17 protein-coding genes are annotated in these 17,865 nt (G+C 51.7%); all 17 read left to right on the top strand.

Going from position 1 to position 17,865, the window contains the following annotated elements; translation table 11 throughout:
* Window positions 1-8: 8 nt before the first annotated feature.
* The 17 genes from NUV48_07380 (at window position 9) to NUV48_07300 (ending at window position 17,667) form a co-directional block, all read left to right on the top strand.
* Window positions 9-866, top strand: coding sequence for a type II secretion system F family protein (locus tag NUV48_07380; protein MCR4441962.1), 858 nt, complete (start codon window positions 9-11; stop codon window positions 864-866).
* A 1-nt stretch (window position 867) separates the two neighbouring features.
* Complete coding sequence (locus NUV48_07375; GenBank protein MCR4441961.1) at window positions 868-1,692, top strand: type II secretion system F family protein; 825 nt, start codon at window positions 868-870, stop codon at window positions 1,690-1,692.
* A 29-nt stretch (window positions 1,693-1,721) separates the two neighbouring features.
* Entirely contained in the window at window positions 1,722-1,916 is a 195-nt protein-coding gene (locus tag NUV48_07370) for a hypothetical protein (protein MCR4441960.1), read from the top strand.
* Window positions 1,917-1,922: 6 nt separating this feature from the next.
* Window positions 1,923-2,579, top strand: a complete 657-nt coding sequence (locus tag NUV48_07365) for a hypothetical protein (protein ID MCR4441959.1) — start codon at window positions 1,923-1,925, stop codon at window positions 2,577-2,579.
* Between the two features lie 4 nt (window positions 2,580-2,583).
* Window positions 2,584-4,365 (top strand): DUF5702 domain-containing protein, encoded by a 1,782-nt coding sequence (locus tag NUV48_07360; GenBank protein MCR4441958.1) that lies wholly within the window; start codon window positions 2,584-2,586, stop codon window positions 4,363-4,365.
* Window positions 4,366-4,377: 12 nt separating this feature from the next.
* Complete coding sequence (locus tag NUV48_07355; protein ID MCR4441957.1) at window positions 4,378-5,256, top strand: hypothetical protein; 879 nt, start codon at window positions 4,378-4,380, stop codon at window positions 5,254-5,256.
* Between the two features lie 66 nt (window positions 5,257-5,322).
* Window positions 5,323-6,369: a DUF6382 domain-containing protein gene (locus NUV48_07350; protein ID MCR4441956.1), complete on the top strand. Its 1,047-nt coding sequence runs from the start codon at window positions 5,323-5,325 to the stop codon at window positions 6,367-6,369.
* Window positions 6,370-6,419: 50 nt separating this feature from the next.
* Window positions 6,420-7,091, top strand: a complete 672-nt coding sequence (locus NUV48_07345; protein MCR4441955.1) for a DUF2225 domain-containing protein — start codon at window positions 6,420-6,422, stop codon at window positions 7,089-7,091.
* 270 nt (window positions 7,092-7,361) lie between these two features.
* Complete coding sequence (locus NUV48_07340; protein ID MCR4441954.1) at window positions 7,362-8,354, top strand: efflux RND transporter periplasmic adaptor subunit; 993 nt, start codon at window positions 7,362-7,364, stop codon at window positions 8,352-8,354.
* A 5-nt stretch (window positions 8,355-8,359) separates the two neighbouring features.
* Window positions 8,360-9,271 (top strand): ABC transporter ATP-binding protein, encoded by a 912-nt coding sequence (locus NUV48_07335; GenBank protein MCR4441953.1) that lies wholly within the window; start codon window positions 8,360-8,362, stop codon window positions 9,269-9,271.
* A complete protein-coding gene (locus tag NUV48_07330; GenBank protein ID MCR4441952.1) occupies window positions 9,271-10,194 on the top strand; it encodes an ABC transporter ATP-binding protein in 924 nt (307 codons plus the stop codon). The genes NUV48_07335 and NUV48_07330 overlap by 1 nt, the downstream gene beginning before the upstream one ends.
* A complete protein-coding gene (locus tag NUV48_07325) occupies window positions 10,187-11,296 on the top strand; it encodes an ABC transporter permease (GenBank protein MCR4441951.1) in 1,110 nt (369 codons plus the stop codon). The genes NUV48_07330 and NUV48_07325 overlap by 8 nt, the downstream gene beginning before the upstream one ends.
* Window positions 11,297-11,313: 17 nt before the next feature.
* On the top strand, window positions 11,314-11,925 hold the full coding sequence (locus NUV48_07320; GenBank protein MCR4441950.1) for a TetR/AcrR family transcriptional regulator: 612 nt from the start codon (window positions 11,314-11,316) through the stop codon (window positions 11,923-11,925).
* A gap of 128 nt (window positions 11,926-12,053) precedes the next feature.
* A complete protein-coding gene (locus tag NUV48_07315) occupies window positions 12,054-13,751 on the top strand; it encodes a sensor histidine kinase (GenBank protein MCR4441949.1) in 1,698 nt (565 codons plus the stop codon).
* A gap of 25 nt (window positions 13,752-13,776) precedes the next feature.
* The gene (locus NUV48_07310) at window positions 13,777-14,520 is read left to right on the top strand and encodes a LytTR family DNA-binding domain-containing protein (protein ID MCR4441948.1); all 744 of its coding nucleotides are present in this window, start codon (window positions 13,777-13,779) and stop codon (window positions 14,518-14,520) included.
* A 300-nt stretch (window positions 14,521-14,820) separates the two neighbouring features.
* A complete protein-coding gene (locus tag NUV48_07305) occupies window positions 14,821-16,377 on the top strand; it encodes a hypothetical protein (GenBank protein MCR4441947.1) in 1,557 nt (518 codons plus the stop codon).
* Between the two features lie 78 nt (window positions 16,378-16,455).
* Entirely contained in the window at window positions 16,456-17,667 is a 1,212-nt protein-coding gene (locus tag NUV48_07300; protein MCR4441946.1) for a CoA transferase, read from the top strand.
* The last annotated feature ends 198 nt before the right edge of the window (window positions 17,668-17,865 follow it).

Here is a 17,865-nt window from a genome sequence, read left to right as displayed (position 1 = left end):
CCGCGGCGATGATTGCCGGTATAGTCTTATGTTCGGCGGTTTTGTCCCTGGTCGTTTATTTTACCGCGCAGCGACTTAAAAAAGAGCGGCGGCGGGCGGCGCTGCAGGAAGCGAAAAATGAACTCCCGGACTACGGCGTTTATAATATGAACGGCGGGGAAAAAGTGTTTTATACGCTGTTGGCGGCCGGGTTCCTTTTCGCCCTCGCCTACGTCTTTTACCGGAGCGTTTTTATCGCCGCCTTGGCAGCACCCTTTGCCGTTTTTTACCCACGGATAAAGAGCAGGGAACTGGCTGCCGCCCGCAAATACGAGTTAAACCTGCAGTTTAAGGATGCCCTGGATTCTCTAGCCGCTTCGCTGTCGGCCGGCAGGTCGGTGGAGAATGCCTTCAAGGAAGTGGTGAAGGACCTGGCACTGTTATATCCCGGTGCGGATGCCTACATCATCAGGGAGTTTGCCGTAATTGCCGGAAGGATTGAGATGAACGAGCCGGTTGAAGACGCCCTGGCCGGGTTTGCCAGGCGTTCCGGTCTTGAAGATATTGCGAATTTTGCCGAGGTTTTTGCCATCGGTAAAAAAAGCGGCGGGAACATGGTGGAGATCATGAGGACGACTTCCTCCGTGATCGGCGATAAGCTCCGGATCAAAGAAGAAATCAATACCCTGTTGTCCCAGAGAAAAATGGAGCAAAAAGTATTGAACGTGATGCCGGTACTGCTGCTCATCCTCCTTTCCTGGAGCGCCGGCGACTATATGGCCCCGGTTTTTCAGACCGCTTTCGGAAGGTTTGCCATGACGGCGGCAGTCTTGCTGCTGGCCGCGGCGTATTATATATCCAGGAAGATTACGGATATCGAGGTGTAACATGCCGATAAAAAATTTCTGGCAGTACGGCGGCAATAAAGCGGCAAAAGACGACCTGGTCGACTATCCTCTAAAATGGCTGCTGCCGCTTGGTTTACTGGCTGTCGAGCTATTGAAATGCGACGGGGCCGGGCGAGCGAACCGGAGAACAGCCTGGCAGCTGGCCGAGCTTTACGGCGCGGAAAACGCCGGCAGGCGCCTTAAGCTTCACCAGGCCGCTAAAGCAGCGCACATGACGGCGGGGGCGGCGCTGTCGGCATTTTTAGGGCTGGCGGCCGCCCAAAGAGACGCCGCTTTTCTCCTTTTTTGCCTGGTCCTGACCGGCGGCCTCTATTTGCTTCCCGATTACGAACTGCAAAAAAAGGTTAAGCAAAGGCGGTTCCTGCTTCAGGCGGATTTTCCAGGCTTTTTGAACAGGATTACGCTTCTTTTGGGTGCCGGGATGACCATAACCGGAGCCTGGGAAAAGATCGCGAAAGAAACTCACAAAAACACCCCGCTTTACAGGGAATTGAGGAGAAGCCTGGTAGAGATAGAAGCGGGCAAACCGCACTTGAGGGCTTATGAGGACTTTGCCCAAAGATGCAGGATACCTGAAATCAACAGGTTCGTTTCAGCAGTCGTCCGCAATATTAGAAAGGGAAACGCTGAGCTTGTCCTTATCCTCAGCGCCCAGGGGAGCGATTGCTGGGAAATGCGCAAGCACACGGCGAGGCGGCTGGGCGAGGAAGCTTCAACCAGAATGCTGTTCCCGCTGGCGCTGATGCTTATTGCGATCATGCTCATTGTTTCCACGCCGGCGGTGCTGGCGATCAGGGGATTTTAATCGATGGAGTCGAAAGGAAGGGGAAGCAAGTGGGGCAAAAGATGAGAAACATCATCTGCGGAGAAGAAGGCCTCGGGACGGTCGAACTGGTGATGGTCCTGGCCGTACTGGTAGGGATAGCCCTGGTGTTCAGGCATTATGTTTTTGATTTTGTGGATGCGATCATGAAAAACATTTTCGGAACGGAAATGGATAATATCATGAAGCAGCCGCTGCAAAAATAAGGCAGGATGAAAAGGTTTGCTCCCGCCTTGATGAAGGAGGAAGGTAGTTTCACCGTTGAAGCGGCGCTTGTTTTTACCGTCCTGGTGCTGGCCTTTGCCTTCCTGACGGCAGCCCTCCTTATTCTGTACCAGCAGGTCCTTCTTAACAGGACGGCGGCAGCCGCCGCTGAAGCAGCCGCAGCTCTGTGGCCCGAAGGAGAAGGGCTGTATGAGGGGCTGTTTCCCGTGTTAGATGAGGCCAGCCTTGAAGCACCCGCTGAGGAGAATGCCGACCCGGCGGAGAAAACCGGGCGGCTCTTTATAGAACAAAGCATCCAATCAGTTGTTTACCAACGGTTGGCCGGGGGCGTTATCAAACCGGTCAAAACCACAGCTGTTCTTAATATTAAGAACGGCTTGCTCACAAGGAACGTCCTGGTGGTGATTACCCAGGAAATAAATGTTCCCGGCGGAAAAATACTTTCCTTTTTCGGCGGCAGGAAAACGCTGCCCCTGTCGGGGAAGGGGACGGCGAGCATTATTAAACCGGCCCAGTATATCAGGAATGTCGACTTAACCCTCGAATACGCGGAAAGGATTAATGAAATGAGCGGTGGGCTTAACAAGCTCAGCGAACTGAAGGAACGAATCGGGAAATGGGCAAAAAGCCGCCGAGGCGGGTAGGAGCATGAATGTAGTGAAAAACTGCCGCGGTGCCGTAACATTGTTTCTCGTGATCATTTTTACGGCTCTGCTTGTCCTGACAGGAGTGCTGGTTGACGCCGCAAGGATCATGGCGGCTGAAAACCGTGTCAGCGCAACTTTGGCCTCTGCGGCCAGGTCAGCCCTGGCTGCCTGCCATGAAGGGCTGTCCGCCGAATTCGGGATATACGGCAGCCTGGTTAAGAGCGGAGATATTGAAGAGTACTTGCGAAGAAATCTGAAAGAAGAAGCCGGCGGTTTCAACATGGTCAGGTATGAGGTCTTATCCGTTCAGACCGCGGCCGGCGCGAGCGACAGCCTGGAAAACAACGAAACAATAAAGGAACAAATCCTGCAGTACGTGAAATACAGAGTGCCCCTTTCCACTTCGGAAAACCTGTTGGAAAGGCTGGCCGGCTGCGGCCTGGAAGGGAAAGCCGGGTTCATGGAGTCCGGCCGGCAGGCCGCTGCGGCGAGGGCCAGGCTTAAGACGGAATGCGCGGCGATAAATAAAAGAAAGGAAGAGATCATAGTTTCTCTTGGCGATTTAAGAGAAGCGCCGATCGGCTTTGCCCAAAAAGCGGCTTCCGCCCTGGAGGAACTGGAGGAGATGCTTGATTCCCGTTTGATGCCGCTTATTAAAGAATATGAAGACAATGTCCGGGCCTATAACGAAAAAAACGGCAGCCCAAAAGAATTTTTAAATGAAGAGACAGCCCTTTTGCGGCAAAAGGTTGACATTCTCCGCAAGCAAATAAATCAAAGCGCAGCAGCGCTGGAAAGGATCGACAGCGGGCGGGCGGGGCCTCCAGGGGTGAGCGGCCGGCATGCTCCCATTTTGGATGAGTATTTGGCCGCTTTTCGCGAGATGGAAGGGTTAGTGCTGGCTGACCTGAGCGTAAAGCCGCAGGTTAAGCATAACGGCGCCGGTTTAAGCCGGGTCTTGGATTTTATCGAAAAAAGGCTGCCGCTGAAAAAGATGCGTGACAACGGCATCGAGCGTGAAATACCCGGCGAGGCGGAAGGCGAAGAGGGCTGGAGCGTTTTTTTGACGGGCGCAGGCAGGCTCGAACCCCAAGAGATAAACGAGGGATTAGCCGCTTCAGAGGGTGAAAGGGTTTCCTCGTATTTGCGCCAGCTGGGGCAGAGGACGGCTGACCTGGCCTTGCAGGGCCGCGACAATTTTTATCTGACCTGGTATATCATGGACAAGTGCACTTACCTCACTTCGGCCACAGTGCGCGACCATTATTTCCAAAAGGGTGAAGTCGAATACATAATAGGCGGGAATGCGTCCGAATTGACAAACTTGCTAACGGTCTTCCGGAAGATTTTCTTTTTGCGCTACGCGGTCAATGTGCTGCAGTGTTTCCTTGAAAGCAGAATCACGCATCCTTTTTTCCGGCTGGCTTCCGCCTTGGCGGGCGGAATTCCGCCTGCCTGCACGGATGTCGCCAGGTTGTACCAGGGCGAAGAGGTTCCCTTTTACCCGGAATTGCCAGGGTTGAAAATGAAGTATTCCGACTATTTACGCCTGTTTTTGCTGCTGCAAAGCGAGGAAACGCGGCTTGACAGGATAAAACAGCTGATGGAGGTCAATATGAGGGAGATGCGCCAGGAAGAGAATTTTGCGCTTTCCGCTTACCGGGCTGCGTGCCGGGCCGCGGCCGAAGTGGAAATCAACCTCTGGTTTATACCGGCACTGCACCTTGAGAATTTCAAGAGCGGCAAATACCGTTTGAAGTGTGAAACTTTTGTCGGGTATTGAGGAGAGGTGCGGGTGAAGAGACTGGGCAGCAGGGGATCCTTAACAGTTGAAGCCGCAGTTGCTCTTCCTTTTTTCTTATTCGGTTTTATACTTTATCTTTTTGTCGTCAAAGCGGCCTGCATTCAAATGGCGCTGGACTGTGCGGTCAGGGAGACCGCCAGGGAAATAGCGTCCTCGGCTTACCCGCTCTCTTTTTATAATGAATGGGAAGACGAGCGGGAAGAAAAACCGAAGGCGCAGGAGGAAAATGGTCCACCTGATTTGACCGGGCAAATAATCAGGAAACTGCTCAGCGGAGAACTAAATGAAAATGACCTGGAAGGATTTATCGGGGAAGCGGCCAAAGGCGCTGGGAGCGACCTTTTAAGAGTATTTCCCCCAGGAATAGACAGCGCCGGGCAGTATGCAGCTGAGAAAATAATGCAAAAGAATATGGACCTGCGGTATCTTGAGCCGGGTAAGCTCACCCTGCGTTTAGTTGAACTGCCCAAGAGCGAATACGCATTTAAGGAAAAAACTGGCAACCCGCTTTACCTTGAATACGGCCTGGTTCCCGGCAAGGACTTCGGCCCGGATGATGTTGTCGTTCTGGCAGACTACCTCCTGGAGATACCGCTTCCTTTTTTAAAAGAGGCGGTATTTACCATAAGACATGCGGCGATTGAAAGGGCCTGGCTTTCGGGTTCTAACGGCGTTGTCACGGAACACAAAGAAAAAGGGCTGTTTGAGCAAGACGCGGATGAAGAAGCGGTAACGGTTTATGTCACCCGCACCGGCAAAAAGTATCATTCCAGCGGGTGCCGCTACCTGCGAAAAAGCAAGATACCTGTTACCCTGAAAGAGGCCAAAAGGCAGTACGAGCCCTGCAAGGTCTGCCGGCCGCCCCGCTGAAAGGGCGTTAAATCTTTAAATCCAGGAAAGAAAAAGCGTTGGAAAAATAAGAGGTAAGAGAGATTGATGGAAGAAAACGTTTTTACCTTTTTGCAAAACAGGGCAAATGTCCGCTGGGAGAAGGATTCTTCCGGCAGCTGGCTTGTATTTGACATTAACGGAGAGGAAAGGATCCTGCAGTACCAAGTGGAGATGATCAGGCATAATCGCCGGCTGCAGGCAGTAATTGTCCATAAACGGCAGGTTAACGAAAGGGTCGAATTGTGGTACGAAGCGGGGGAAACGGTTCCTCTGGCCAATTACCTGCGCGAGAAAAACCTGACGAGGGATGGGTTGCTGGATGTCCTTGATTTGATGATCAAATGCGTTTCCGGGTGTAAAAACTATTTTTTGTATGACAGGTGTTTTCTACTGGATATCGACTACCTGTTTATTCACCCGCGCAGCCTGACGGTCTTTTTCGTCTATCTTCCGTTGTTGCTGGGAGGGGATGCCGAAAGCAATTTCCAGCGGTTTTTACGGCAGTTGTCAACAGCCTGGCGGCCGGAGAAAAACGGCGACGGCTTGCACCTGCAGCGAATTATCCAGGAATTGTGCGCTGCGGAACGGATAAGGTTTGAAGAAATGGCGCGGGTGCTCAAAGAGTGCCGGTATTCTTATTTTAAACGGTGTGAACAAAAAAGAGGCCCTGAAGAGAAACCGTTTCGTCTTGCTCCTGAACAGGATGAGGCAGGGAAAGAAGGAAAAGCGAGCGATAAAGGCGAAAAGGAAGCCTTGCTGGCCGGCCTAAAAACCTTTTCCTTTATTGTTGCCCTGGAAGCGGCTGTCGTTGCCTTCTTTTCTTTCTTGACGACCTCAAAAGGAGAGGGTGGAAGCGTTGCCGACCGTTTGACCCTAGGACTCATCCTTACGGCAGTTAATATTCTCTTGCTGGGCGTGATCTTCCGGAAAACGCCTGGGCAAGGGTCAAAAAAGGATAAGACGGAATACCTTGGGGCAGGCTGGCAGGATTGCTTGACCAAACGAATGGCCAGGGACAAGGAAGTACTGCGCAAAGAAATGGAATTGCAGCAACAAAGAAAGAAAAATCGGGACAAAAGGCCTGGAAATTAATAATATTATATGGTAAAATTTATTAGAGTTTACCAGAGGAAAGGTGCTTCATGGACGCAGCTGTATATTTATATGACAAAACACTGGTTTGTCTTAACTGTGACGCTCGCTTTAAAACGAAGAAGGTCAGGACCAGCAGGGTTGTCATAACTAAAAAGGATGCTGATTTTTGCACTTATTACGAGGGAGAAAACCCTTATTTTTATGAAGTCGGGGTCTGCCCTCGCTGCGGCTGCGCTTTTACGGAAAATTTCATTTTGCCTACGCCGGATAAAAAAGAGGTTTTAAGAAAGGAATACGTAATGAAAGTACAGCCGGTCGACCTCTGCGGGCCAAGAAATATTGAGGACGCCCTCCGGTGTTACAAGTTGTGCCTGTTATGCGCAAATTTTCTCCACCAGCCAAAATCGATCATTGCCGGGATTTTGCTGAGGATAGCCTGGCTTTACCGCTACCTGGGCAACAAGGAAGAGGAAGAAAGGTACCTTGTCAGGTCCGTGTCTTTGTTTGAAGAAGTTTATTCGTATGAGGACCCGGACAAGGTGCCCATAGAGAAACACAGGCTGATTTATTTGATTGGCGAGCTTCACGGCAGGCTCGGCCGCTACCTGGAGGCAAGGAAATGGTTCAACCTTCTTTTCTCTGAAAAAGGGCTTGAGCCTGCCCTGAACAGGCTGGCCAGGGAACAGTGGGAGAATTACAGGTCTGCCCTGACAAGTTAGAGGTACGGGGATGGGAAAATAGCAACTAAGGTTCAAATTCCGGTTACCCCAAAATAGGATTATTTCAAATGTCCTCTTTTCGAGAAAAAAGGTTGGTTGACCATAAACGATGGCGAACTAACCTTTTTGTTTTTTTTAATACGTTTTTGTCAGGGAACCGGCTTGGATTTGTTCGCTAATAGTGCTATCATGAAACCAAGTAAACTGATTTTATGACAGCAGTATACTTGTCCGAGAGTACAGCGAAAAAGGGGAGAGGAGAGTATGGTTGTGGATAAAAAGAGGCGAGCGGCGGCAGCGGCAGCGGTCCTGATGCTTCTTTTGACCGGGAGTTACCTGGTTTATAAAGGGTTTTTCAGCCGGACAGGGGACGTTATCCAGGCTACCGGCACGATTGAGGCCACCACCATTGAACTGAACGCCAGGTCGGCGGGAGCCGTTGAAAGAATAGCCGTCAAGGCTGGGGATTATGTTAAACAAGGACAGCTGGTGGCGGAGCTTTCCCGCAAGGACCTTGTTGCCCAGAGGGAAAGGGATGAATTGGCCGTTGTCAAGGCGGAGGCTTCCTTGAATGACCTGCTGTCAGGCGCTCGGGTCCAGGAAAAGAACGAAGCGGCCGCCAATGTGAAAATAGCCCGGGCCGATTACCAGAAGGCTTCCGACGACCTGGCGAGAATGGAGGCCCTTTACGAAGAAGGGGCAGTTCCTGCCGTAGAGGTGGAACAGGCCCGCACGGCCTGTGAAATAAGCAAAAGCAAGCTGGAAGCGGCGGAAGCCAGATTAAGCCTGCTGGAAGAGGGAAGCCGGCCTGAACAGATTGAGGCGGCCCGTGCCGAGGTGGAAAGATGCAGGGCGGTCCTGAAAGCGAGCGAAGCCCTGCTTGAAGATTTGAAATTATACTCCCCGGTGGACGGGGTTGTGCTGTCAAAGAACTATGAGGAAGGCGAGTTTGTCCAGCTGGGAGCTTCAATTGCCACCGTCGCCGATTTGAACGACCTCTGGATCAGGGTATACATCCCCACGGACGACCTGCCCAGGGTGAAACTGGGGCAAAAGGTCAGTTTCAGCGTGAGCGGCTTCAACAAGAGTTTTGAGGGACTGGTGGAGGAAATTGCCTCCCGGGGCGAGTTTACTCCCAAAACGATCCAAACAAAAAAGGAAAGGACCAATGTCGTTTTCGCCGTGAAAATCAGGATCGACAGCGCCGGAGGCGTTCTCAAACCGGGAATGCCGGCGGATGTCAGCTTTGACCGGGAGCAGTGAAACACATGATACGGATAACGAGGTTGAGCAAATCGTTCGGAAAAGTTGAAGCCGTGAGGGCCGTTGACCTGAAGGTGGAAAAGGGCGAGATTGTGGGACTGGTGGGCCCGGACGGAGCGGGGAAGACGACCCTGATGAGGATGATCTGCGGTCTCATTACTCCGGACCAGGGGGAGGTCCTGCTGATGGGGAAAAAACCCGAACAGCTGGAAGAGCTTAGGGAAAAGCTGGGTTATATGCCCCAGCGGTTCAGCCTGTACGGCGACCTGACGGTCATGGAGAACATCAGTTTTTTCGGAGCCATGTACGGGCTGGATAAAGGCCTGATCCGCCAAAGGGCCGATGAGATCCTTGAGCTGACCAATCTCCTGCCCTATAAAGACCGCTTGGCCGACAATTTGTCCGGGGGAATGAAGCAGAAGCTGGCCCTGACCAGCGCCCTGGTTACCAGGCCGGACCTCCTGGTGCTTGACGAGCCGACATACGGAGTAGACCCGGAGTCGCGCAAGGAATTCTGGAAGATACTTTACCGCTTAAACAAGGAAGGTAGAACCATCCTCGTTTCCACGCCCTATATGGATGAGGCGGAACTTTGCATGAGGGTGGCCTTCATTGACCGGGGCAGGATCTCGGCTGCCGGCTCGCCGGCGAAGCTGAAGGAGGAGTTCCCCTATTGCCTGCTGGAACTGAAGGCGGCGGCACTAAGCGAAGCAAGCTCGCTTGCTTCGCTTCCCGGGGTTATCGATGCTTATTTTTACGGCGATAAATTCCACCTGGTTGTGGAAAAGAACGAGGACAACATAGCCCTGGTTAAGGCAGGGCTCAGGGAAAGGAATATTGGGATTATCTCCCTGGAGGAAACAGTTCCTTCCATGGAGGATATTTTCGTGGCCCTGGCCGGGAAAGAGGTGAGCTGATGGAAGACGTCATCGTTACGGAAAACCTGACCAAAGCCTTTGGCGGTTTTGTCGCCGTGGATAAATTGAACATCAGGATTGGCAGGGGAGAAATATATGGGTTTCTGGGACCCAACGGGGCGGGAAAAACCACGGCCATCAGGATGCTCTGCGGCATTCTTGAGCCGACGTCAGGTTCGGCAACGGTCCTGGGCTATGACCTGATGAAAGAGACGGAAAAGATCAAAGCGAGAATCGGCTACATGTCCCAAAAATTCAGCCTTTACGAAGACCTGACCGTGGAAGAGAACTTGAGCTTTTACGCCGGCATCTATAACGTCCCTCGCCGGGAGAGAGCGGAGCGCATCCGGGAAATGATTGCCATGGCCCGGCTGCTGGGGAGAGAAAAGGAACTGGTCGCCAATTTGAGCGGCGGCTGGAAGCAGCGCCTGGCCCTTGGATGCGCCATCATCGCCCGCCCTTCGCTGGTCTTTCTTGACGAACCGACCAGCGGAGTGAGCCCCACCAGCCGCCGCGCGTTTTTTAACCTCATCCGGGAAATGGCCGTGTCCGGGACGACCGTAATGGTCACCACCCATTTCATGGACGAAGCCGAACGCTGCCACAAAATCGCCTTCATCTCGGAAGGAGAGCTGCTGGCGGTGGACGCTCCGGGCAACTTGAAAAAAAGCGTTCTCCGCGGGCACCTGGTGGAGCTGGCTCTGCCCGGGGCCATGGAGAGGATGGAAGAAATAGCGGCCCTTCCTTATGTGAAGGACTGCACCGTTCACGGGCCGCTTCTCCATGTGCTGTTGGACGGCGCGGGGAATGAAGAGGACCTTTACAAAGCTGTCGGCGTGAGACCGAAAGCCATTATCCCGTCTTTGGAAGACGTTTTCGTGGCCTTGTCCAAACGACGCAGGGGAGGGACCGAGAATGCATAGAATCCTGGCCGTTTTATACAAGGAATTCTTACAGATCCGCAGGGACAGGATGACTTTGGCCCTGACGTTTATGCTCCCTTTAGTGCAGCTTTTGCTGTTTGGTTTTGCCATCCAGACCGAAGTAAAACACATTTCCACGGTGGTTTTCGATCAGTCTCTTACCGCCGAAAGCAGGGAAATGCTGGATGCTTTCAGCGCTTCAGGGTACTTCGACGTAAAATACACGGCAAACAGCTATGACGAAGTCAACGAGATGATCGACAGCGGGAAGGCCAAAGCAGGAATCATTTTCCCTCCGGACTATGCGCGGAACTTGAGGAGGGGCGAACAGGCCTCTATCCAGGTAATAGTGGACGCCAGCGACAGCATGGTTTCCAACCAGGCCGTTGCCGTGGCCAATTCCATCGGCCTTATCAAGTCCCAGGATGTCCTGGCCCGCAGGGTTCATATTACAGGGCCTCCTTACGATATCAGGGTCCGTTCCTGGTACAACCCGGACGGGATTACCGCGTATTACATGGTTCCTGCCATCCTCGGCATCCTGGTGACCCTTTCCATGGTCATGCTTACTGCCATGGGGATAGTGAGGGAAAGAGAGCGCGGCACCCTGGAGCAGCTGATGGTGACGCCGGTAAAATCCTATGAGCTGATGGTCGGGAAAATACTGCCGTACATTGTGCTGGGCTACATTCAGATAACCCTGGCTCTGCTGATCGGCAAAATTGTCTTTCATGTTCCCATCAAGGGAAGCCTGTTGGAGCTTTACCTGCTGACCCTCTTTTTTATCACGGCTTCCCTGGGTTTGGGCATACTCGTCTCCAATATAGCCAGGACCCAGATGCAGGCCATGCAGCTGGCCTTCTTCTTCATGCTTCCCAGCATCATGCTTTCCGGGTTCATGTTCCCGCGCGACGCCATGCCCAGGTTGATATATTACATCGGCGCCCTGATTCCGTTAACGTATTATCTCGATATTATCCGGGGCATCGTGCTGAAGGGGATTGGGTTGGGCTACCTGGTGGGACAGGTTTCGTGCCTGCTGGTTTTTTCGGTGGTCCTGTTGACCGTCAGCACCCTTAAGTTTAAGAAGAAAGTCGGCTAGGACCGGGCGAATCAAGTGTGGACAGGGAGGGGGGAATTGTCATTAAAGAGAGGATCATTGCGGCATTTACGGAATTATCACGGCAGAAAGGGTTTTACAGGATCACGGTCGACGAGATCGCCGCCGGTGCGGGAGTGAGCAAGCGGACGGTTTACCGCTATTTCAACAGCAAGGACGAGATAATCGAGGCTGTTATCGACAAGCTTCTTTCCACGGTTGGCGGCAGGCTGGAAAAAATAATCGCCTCCGACAAGGAACCCGATAAAAAGTTTGAAGACATCCTCAACATTTTTTATCACGTCGGCCGCACTTTCATAAACCCGATGGTTATGCAGGATTTAAACCGGCACTACCCGCAGTACTGGGAAAAGATCGACAAATACCGGATGGAGAGGGCGCACCTTCTGATTGGCATTTTCCTCAAAGAGGGCCAAAACAGGCTTGCCGGGAGCATAGACCCCCGGATCGCCGCCGCCGCAGTGCTGGCTTCCGTCCAGGCCGTCTTAAACCCCGAATTCATCCTGGCCAACCAGCTGACGTTCGAGGAGGCGGCCAGGCAGCTGGTAGAATTCTTCAAGCACGGGTTCATAAGGGACACGGGCGGCGCTTCGCCGGCCGCCAACGCTTAAGCGGGGTTGTTTGCTGCCGCTTTGGATTGGACAAAGTAGCCAGTATAATAAAAAAATGATAAAATTTATAATGAAATAATGAAGTCACATTCAATAGGTCACGAACAAAAAGAGGGAGATGAGGCCGTTTGATCAAGGACATTACGCTGCAGCTTTATACCGGCCTGACGGTGGTTCTTCTTTTTGTTTTTCTTCTCAGCAGGGCGAGAGTTTTTAAGACCATCATGCTGAGGAGGGAGATCAAATACCCCGAACAGGTTCTGCTGGCCACATTTTTCGGAATAATTGGGATATTGGGAACATATAACGGTCTTCCTGTTTACGGGGCCATTGCCAACAACAGGGCGGTAGGACCGATTGTGGCAGGACTTATGGCGGGACCCGTGGTCGGACTGGGGGCAGGCCTGATCGCGGGTTGCCACCGTTATATGCTGGGCGGTTTTACGGCCGGGACCAGCGCCGTTTCAACCATCCTCGAAGGACTGCTGGCCGGGTTCATTCATCATAAGTTTCGGTACAAGAAAGACAGGTGGTTTTCCGCCCTGGTGGTTGCTTTTATCCTGGAAGTGTTTCATATGGGACTCCTCCTGCTGATACCGAAACCGCTGGAGCAGGCGGTACGCCTTGTGTCGGTAATAGGTCCCCCCATGATCATTATAAACTCTTTCGGCGTGGCAGCATTTATTGCCATTCTGGACAGCGTCCACCGGGCACAGGAAAAGGTTGAGGCCACGGCCGCACAGTTTGCTTTGAAAATTGCCAACGATACCCTGCCTTACCTTCGCAAAGGGCTTAACTGCGCTTCTGCTCAAAAAACAGCCGGGATCATTTTTGGAAAGGTGGAGGAGCTGGGAGCAGTCGCCATAACTTCCCCCGACAAGATTTTGGCTTTCGTGGGGGCAGGAAGCGACCATCACCAAGCGGGCAATGATGTTATTACCAGCAGTACACGTGAAGTCCTGCAGACGGGGCGCTTCAAACTTGTCCAGGAGAAAGCAGGAATCGGCTGCCCCGTGGCGGAATGCCCTCTTTCCTCAAAGGTCGTCGTTCCCTTGAAGGAAAATAATGAAGTTATTGGCGCCCTGGTCCTTTACAAGCTGACTGAAAACAGCATTACCCCGTTTGAAACTGAACTTGCCTTAGGGCTGGGGCAGCTGTTTTCGACGCAGATTGAAATAAGCAGGGGGCAGCGCCAGGCTCATTTGCTGGCACAGGCCGAAATAAGGGCGCTGCAGGCGCAGATCAATCCCCATTTTCTTTTCAACGCCCTCAATACCATCGTTTATTACTGCCGGAAAGAGCAGGAAACGGCTAGAGACCTTCTTATTCACCTGGGCGAGTTTTACCGGAACAATTTAAGTAAGCTAGATAAGCTGGTGAGCCTGGAGACGGAAATAAAACACGTCGATTCTTATGTGAAGATCGAGCAGGCCAGGTTTCGTGATAAATTAAAGGTAATCTATAATATAGATCCAAAGTGCAACTGTCTCATCCCTCCGTTGATTCTCCAGCCCCTGGTGGAGAATGCCATTAAACACGGCATTTTTCCCAAAAAGGAAGGGGGAAAGGTCGTTATTACCGGAAAAGCGCGCGGCGACAAGGCATACCTGATTGTTGAAGACGATGGTGTCGGCATGCCGCCGGATTTGCTTGAAAAAGTGCTGCAGTATGACCCAAAACGCAAAAACATCGGGCTTTCCAACGTGCACAGCCGTTTGCAAAACATTTATGGAAACAGCTTTGGCTTGAAGATAGAAAGCAAGCTCGGGAAAGGAACAAGGGTCACTGTACCCATTCCACTTGGAGAAAACGGTGCTGTTTTTTAAATTCTCAAAAGGGGAGTTTTAGGAAATGATAAAGGCGCTGCTGGTTGATGATGAATTTCCCGCAAGAGGAGAATTAAGGTGTCTTCTAGAGGAAATTGGACACGTAGAAGTGGTCGGCGAATGTGAGGATGGAGAAGAAGCGGTTGATTTTGTCAAAGAGAATGATGTTGACGTGGTATTCCTGGACATAAAAATGAGCGTAAAAGACGGCGTTTCGGCGGCCTGGGAAGTGGCTAATCTTCCTTCCCCGCCCAGAATTGTATTTGTCACCGGGTTTGACGATTATGCCGTAAAAGCGTTCGAGTTAAATGCTGTGGATTACCTGGTCAAGCCTTTTTCTAAAACGCGTCTTGAACAAACAATTTGTAAGCTCCATGAGTTTTTCGGGTCAAGCAGTGCGCTGCCAGGCGCCGAGTTTGACAGTGGTGTTGGCAGTGAGATTATCACGCTCTGGTCAGCAGATCGCCTGGTCGTAGTGAAGATCCCGGAAGTATTTTACGCAAGGGTTGAGAAAAAAGGCAAGGTGATTGTTTGCACCGAGAAAGGGACTTTTTTAACAAGTTTCACGCTCAGGGAAATCGCGCGGAAACTGGCGCCGCCCGTCTTTTTGCAAACACACAAAAGCTTTATTGTCAACACTAAAAAGATAAGGGAAATAATCCCCTGGTTTAACAAGACATACGTTTTATCACTGGAAGGATGCGCCGAAGAGAAAATACCCGTGAGCCGTTATTACATTAAACAGTTCAAGAAGAGCATGGGAATATAGAACATTTCATCGGGCAAAAGGGACCGGTTGGGTCCCTTTTTTCTTGTCTTGGCCGGCAACTGCGAACTTTTATCGGCATATAAGATATACTTGTTAATGAAGCAAGAATATTTTGATTATAGAGGGAGGTGTAAGGACATGGACGGGCTGACGGCGTTCGCATACTGGGGCACGGCCCTGCTGCTGGTATTGAACACTTATTTGGTCTACAAGCGCAAGATAGAGATCACGGACGAAAAACCCAAGGTTGATCATTGACCCGGTTAAACTTCAAAGAAAGTAAAACGAGGGGGGATAATAATGGCTGAATACCTGGCGAAAAACTGGGTGATTATTTTCTTAATGGTTGTCTACATGGGTGTTTGTCTTTATATCGGTTACTATTTCAAGGCAAAAGCCGCGAGGGGGGTTTCCGAGTACTATGTGGCCAAGAGGGAAATCCCGGGTTGGGTTGTAGCCCTGGCATTCTACTCGACTTTTTTAAGCACAAACACTTATATCGGGCAGGCGGGGTCATCCTTTAGTTTTGGACTGTCGTGGGTCTGGATAGCTGTATACTGGACTGTTTTCTGCATGCTGTCCTGGCATGTGCTGGGCCCGCGGATGAGAAATCAGACGGCGAAACTCGGTTCGGTCACTCTTCCCGACTATTTTGACTACCGCTATAAGAGTTCACTTTCCCGCGCCATCCGCATTCTCGCCGCGGTAATAATTATCTTTTCCACAATCTGGTATATGGTGGGGATTGCCAAGGGCTGCGCCCACCTGCTGACCTCCCTTTTAGGGATGCCTTATGCCTGGGGAGCTTTCTTGATTATCTTCCTGACTACGCTGTATACAATATGGGGAGGGATGTACAGCGTGCTGTGGACCGATGCCATCCAGGGCATCATCATGTTTGTGGTGGCTGTTCTGATGGTTGCAGTACCGTTTCTCTATGTTGGCAGCATAAGCGGAGTCATGAGCGCCGTCACGAACTCAGCGCACGTGACCGCGGCCGGGAAGCCTATCGGCGCCGGTCTGGTCACCTATGGGGCCATGGTCGCGCCGCTCTATATCTTTGGCATCGGCGCCTCGGTAGGCATCAAGCAAATTGCGGAACCCCGCTGCCTGATCCGCTTTTATTCAATCAAAGATACGCACGCGATGAAGACCGCAATGCTGTGGGCACCCGTCCTACTGGGCGTAACGCTGGTTTCCATCCTGGGGATTGGAGCCTTTGTCCATGCCATGGTCACGCCCGAAGAGGCCGCTGTTTTGGTCAAGAAAACGGATACGGTCATCGGGTTCATGCTGGATAGGTTCGGCAACCCGTGGGTGTCGGGGATTTGCATGGCCGGTTTGTTTGCCGCCGGCATGTCTTCGCTTGCTTCCGTGACCCTGATCGTTGGTACGGCTCTTGTCGGGGACATCAGGAACATTATCGGGGCGCCGCTTTCTCCCCAGAAAAACATCTTCTGGACAAAGGTGTGCATGCTTATTTACTGCACCCTGGTTTTCATCGTCACCCTCAAACCGCCGGCGGGCATCGTGGAAATGACGGCGTATTCAGGAGCGATATTCGGCGCCAGTTACTTCCCGGCAGTTTTCGGCGGTCTCTATTTCAGGTGGGGAACAGGCCACGGGGCTTTCTATTCCATGCTGATCGGGCTTTTAACCTGCGTCTGGTGGCGTGAGTTCGTCCGCTTTGACGTACCGGGGATGAAAAACATCCAGGAGATCATACCGTCTCTGATTGTCAGTTTCATTGCTTACGTGATTATCAGCAAACTCACCCAGAAACATGCCCCGAGCAAAGAACACCTGGACGGTATTTTTGGTCCGGAAAAGGGCGGCGGCGAGTTCATAAAAGCTTAAAACCATGAATGAAGGGGAGAGGAAACTGGTTTCCTCTCCCAGAATTTAACATTATTTGGAAAAAGAGGTGAATGCGAAGTGGTAGGACCTTTGGAAGGAATCAGGGTAACAGACTTAAGCCATGTCCTGGCGGCGCCTTTTACCACGATGATCCTGGCGGACCTCGGCGCCGAAGTGATCAAGGTGGAACCTTTTATCGGCGACGATTCCAGGGAATTCGGCCCGTTCGTTAAAGAAAAGGAAGGCGACGGGGTGCAAAGCGGCTATTTTATCAGTATCAACAGGAATAAAAAGAGCATCTGCGTTGACCTTAAAAAACCGGAAGGGAAAAAGATACTGCAAGAACTGATAAAGGTTTCGGACGTGGTAGTGGAAAACTTCAGGCCTGATACCATGAAAAAATTGGGGTTTTCTTTTGAGGAAATCAGCAGGATCAACCCGGCGGCCATATACTGCTCCATTTGCGGCTTCGGCCATGACACCCCGCCTGAATTTGCTTCCAAGCCGGCCTACGACATGGTTGCCCAGGCCTACAGCGGACTGATGAGCATAACCGGGCCCGAGGGGGGACCGCCATGCCGGGTGGGTACTTCTGTCGGCGACATCGTGGCTGGACACCAGGCAGCCATCGGCATCTTGAGCGCCCTGTGGTACAGGCAGAAAACAGGAAGGGGCCAGCATGTCGATTCCTCAATGGTCGATGGGCTGGTTTACATCCTGGAGAATGCCATTGCCCGTTACACCATCCTGGGTGAGATTCCGGAGCCCCTGGGCAGCGCGCATCCCACGATTACGCCTTTTCAAGGGTTTGAAACCAGCGACGGCTGGATCATCACGCCTATTGGCAATGACAAGCTTTGGGAAAGTTTTTGTAAAGCGCTTAAACGGGAAGATTTGCTTGAGGAGCCTGATTTTAAAACGAATCCTCTGCGGACAAAAAATAAACAGAAATTGATTCCCATCCTGGCAGAAGTGATCAAAACGAAAACAACGGCTGAATGGATAAAAATATTCGAAGAATTTGCCCTGCCCTATTCTCCAATCAACACCGTCAGGGACGTAGTGCACGACCCGGTGATAAACTACCGGAAAATGATAGCAGAAATTGATCAGCCCAGGGTGGGAAAAATGAAAATAGTGGGGACCCCCTTCCGCCTGTCGGAAACCCCCGGCGCTGTCAGGGCTGCCGCCCCGCTCCTCGGTGAGCATACGGACCAGGTATTAAAAACCCTGTTGAATTATTCAAGCGAGAAAATTACAGAACTGAGAGAAAAAAATGTAATAAAATAACCCATCGGGTTTAAAAATTATTGAGCGAAACTTGAATCGTTTGTGGTAGCTTTACACAAAGGCTGAATGTGCGGTGCTTGTTTAAAAGCGGTGGGCCAGGGAGAACTCCCTGGCCCGTATTCAATCCAGAAAAAGGTGGTTTTGAAAAATGAGTACAAGCGCAAGAATTGACGAACTAAGGGAGCGGAGCAGGAAAGC

It is taken from the genome of Peptococcaceae bacterium, from assembly GCA_024655825.1.
Classification (GTDB): Bacteria; Bacillota; Peptococcia; order DRI-13; family PHAD01; genus JANLFJ01.
The sequence above is the reverse complement of the archived record's forward strand: the minus strand, read 5'-3'. Positions and strand labels throughout refer to the sequence as shown.

What these genes read in the sequence shown, in the direction of transcription:
- NUV48_07380 (MCR4441962.1), top strand. Translation starts at nt 9, where the DNA reads ATGATTGCCGGTATAGTCTTATGTTCGGCGGTTTTGTCCCTGGTCGTT.
- NUV48_07375 (MCR4441961.1), top strand. Translation starts at nt 868, where the DNA reads ATGCCGATAAAAAATTTCTGGCAGTACGGCGGCAATAAAGCGGCAAAA.
- NUV48_07365 (MCR4441959.1), top strand. Translation starts at nt 1,923, where the DNA reads ATGAAAAGGTTTGCTCCCGCCTTGATGAAGGAGGAAGGTAGTTTCACC.
- NUV48_07360 (MCR4441958.1), top strand. Translation starts at nt 2,584, where the DNA reads ATGAATGTAGTGAAAAACTGCCGCGGTGCCGTAACATTGTTTCTCGTG.
- NUV48_07350 (MCR4441956.1), top strand. Translation starts at nt 5,323, where the DNA reads ATGGAAGAAAACGTTTTTACCTTTTTGCAAAACAGGGCAAATGTCCGC.
- NUV48_07345 (MCR4441955.1), top strand. Translation starts at nt 6,420, where the DNA reads ATGGACGCAGCTGTATATTTATATGACAAAACACTGGTTTGTCTTAAC.
- NUV48_07335 (MCR4441953.1), top strand. Translation starts at nt 8,360, where the DNA reads ATGATACGGATAACGAGGTTGAGCAAATCGTTCGGAAAAGTTGAAGCC.
- NUV48_07330 (MCR4441952.1), top strand. Translation starts at nt 9,271, where the DNA reads ATGGAAGACGTCATCGTTACGGAAAACCTGACCAAAGCCTTTGGCGGT.
- NUV48_07325 (MCR4441951.1), top strand. Translation starts at nt 10,187, where the DNA reads ATGCATAGAATCCTGGCCGTTTTATACAAGGAATTCTTACAGATCCGC.
- NUV48_07310 (MCR4441948.1), top strand. Translation starts at nt 13,777, where the DNA reads ATGATAAAGGCGCTGCTGGTTGATGATGAATTTCCCGCAAGAGGAGAA.
- NUV48_07305 (MCR4441947.1), top strand. Translation starts at nt 14,821, where the DNA reads ATGGCTGAATACCTGGCGAAAAACTGGGTGATTATTTTCTTAATGGTT.